The 2400-nt window shown below is 52.1% G+C and carries 2 protein-coding genes; both read left to right on the top strand.

Going from position 1 to position 2400, the window contains the following annotated elements; genetic code table 11:
* Positions 1-613, top strand: a 613-nt coding sequence (locus tag ACR0P9_RS11070) for a DUF815 domain-containing protein (RefSeq protein WP_432620122.1), incomplete at its 5' end; no start/stop codon positions are given.
* Positions 614-753: 140 nt separating this feature from the next.
* Positions 754-2361, top strand: coding sequence for an NAD(P)/FAD-dependent oxidoreductase (locus ACR0P9_RS11065; RefSeq protein ID WP_432620121.1), 1608 nt, complete (start codon positions 754-756; stop codon positions 2359-2361).
* Positions 2362-2400 lie beyond the last annotated feature (39 nt).

Below are 2400 nucleotides of genomic sequence, written 5' to 3'. Positions count from 1 at the left end.
TCTGCTGTATGGCGATAAGGGCTGCGGCAAATCGTCTACCGTCAAGGCAATTGCCAATGAATATGCAGACCGCGGCTTGAAGATTATTGAGATGCCGATGTCGGAAATTCAGGCATTCCCGATGATTTGTGAACGCATTACACACAGCCCGTTCAAGTTTATCTTGTTCTTGGATGACTTGACCTTCAATTCAGAAGATGAGCGTTTTGTCGCGCTGAAAGCCTTTATCGAGGGCGGCGTTGCCGGCAAGCCGAACAATCTGGTTATCTATGCAACATCTAACCGCAGACATATTATCCGTGAGAAATTCTCCGAGCGCGAGGGCGACGATATTCATCGTCGTGATGCGATGGAGTCCGCAGCATCTCTGTCTGACCGCTTTGGCATTCAGATTACGTTCTCCAAGCCGGTGAAGAACGAATATCTGTCCATTGTTGAACAGCTTGCCGAAGATTATGGTCTCACACTAGATTTGGACAAGCTGCATCTGCTCGCAGAGCGCTTTGCAACGCGCAGAGGCGGCCGCTCCCCGCGTACCGCTCGCCAGTTTATCATGCATCAGCTTGCATTGGAAAACGGTGAGGCAGAGGACGAAAAGGAAGAGCAGGAATAAAATCATTGACTCCCAGCAGAAAAGGTCTGCTGGGAGTTTTTAGCCCTTTTTATATTTTACTTTTCCCGCATCTTGCGGTATAATAAGCGACGCAAGGAAGTTACATGTTTCATATCCATGGAAATCATAAGGAATAGTATATGTCAATTTTAGTTGGAAATATCAGACTGCCGCTGGAGGCTGCGGATGCAGATGCCTTAGAAGCAGCGGCAAAAAAATGCGGGCTTTCTATGCGAGAGCTTCGCGGTGCACATATTTATCGCTCATCTATTGATGCGCGGCGCGGAAAAATTACTCGTGTTCTGTCTGTTTTGCTTGATTTAGCGGAACCGACTCAAGAACAAGCAGTGATTGACCGCGTGGGAAAGCCGGATGTCCGACTCAAAACACCGGCGCAGAAACCGGTTCCAACCGGCACGGAACAGCTGACACATCGCCCGATTGTTGTAGGATTTGGCCCCGGCGGCTTGTTTGCCGCTTATGTCTTGGCAAAGAATGGCTATCGTCCGCGTGTTTTTGAGCGCGGACAGGCGATAGACAGCCGTGACCGCGCGGTTGATGCCTTTTTTTCTGGCGGCGTTTTTGATCCGGCCAGCAATATTCAGTTTGGCGAAGGTGGTGCGGGCGCATATTCTGATGGCAAATTGACCACGCGCATTAACGATCCGATGAGTGAGTGGGTTTTGCGGACATTTGTCGAGCATGGCGCGCCAAAAGAAATTTTGTATCAAGCGAAGCCACATATTGGCACAGATATTCTCAAACGTGTGGTGCGCTCTATGCGCGAAGAAATCATTCGCTTAGGCGGAGAGGTTCAGTTCGGCTGTACTTTGACTGGCGTGCGCAGTCATGATGGCGCACTCACGGCCGCAGTGATTGATGGACAGGAGATTGCTTGCGAGCGGTTAATTTTGGCGATTGGCCACAGTGCACGCGACACCTTTGAACAGCTGCTGCACAGCGGTGTGTATCTGGAGCCAAAGCCGTTTTCCGTCGGTGCGCGTATTGAACACCTGCAAGAGGACTTGAATGCCAGCTTGTATGGCAAGCTGGCAGGACATCCTGCTCTGCCGCCGGCAGAATATACGCTGTCACATCGAGAGAATGGACGCGCCTGTTATTCGTTTTGCATGTGTCCGGGCGGCCATGTTGTTGCGGCGCAGAGCGAACCGGATTCTATTGTGACGAACGGCATGAGCTATCATGCGCGAGATGGACGCAACGCCAATGCAGCCATTGTCGTCTCGGTCAATCCTTCGGATTTCCCGACTGCGGATGCTTTGGGCGGCGTGGCATTTCAGCGAGAAATCGAGCGAAAGGCCTTTGCGTTGACTGGCGGTTACCGTGCGCCGTGCCAGAAAGTCGGTGATTTTTTGGCCGGAAAGCCTTCCCGTAAGCATGGCCGGGTTGCACCGACCTACCCAATTGGTGTACAATATACCTCACTGGCGGGTGTGTTGCCGGAGTTTGTGATCCAGCACATGCAGGTAGGACTGCGGCAGTTTGGCAGAAAAATTCGCGGATTTGACGCACCGGATGCGCTTTTGACCGCACCGGAGACCCGTACAAGCTCGCCGGTTCGCATCACGCGGCATGACAATCGACATAGCGTGCAGCTCGTCGGTCTGATTCCGTGCGGTGAGGGCGCAGGCTATGCGGGCGGCATTATGAGTGCCGCTGTGGATGGCATTGGCTGCGCCAAGGAAATTTTACAAACATTTCGTCCTCTCGAAGAAAGGAGAGATTGATTTTATGCAGCAGACAGCGACAGTGACTAAACTGTTGTC

The sequence above is a fragment of the Butyricicoccus sp. genome, assembly GCF_050872565.1.
Classification (GTDB): domain Bacteria; phylum Bacillota; class Clostridia; order Oscillospirales; family Butyricicoccaceae; genus Butyricicoccus_A.
Note: the sequence above shows the minus strand (reverse complement) of the source record. Positions and strands in the feature narration are given on the sequence as shown.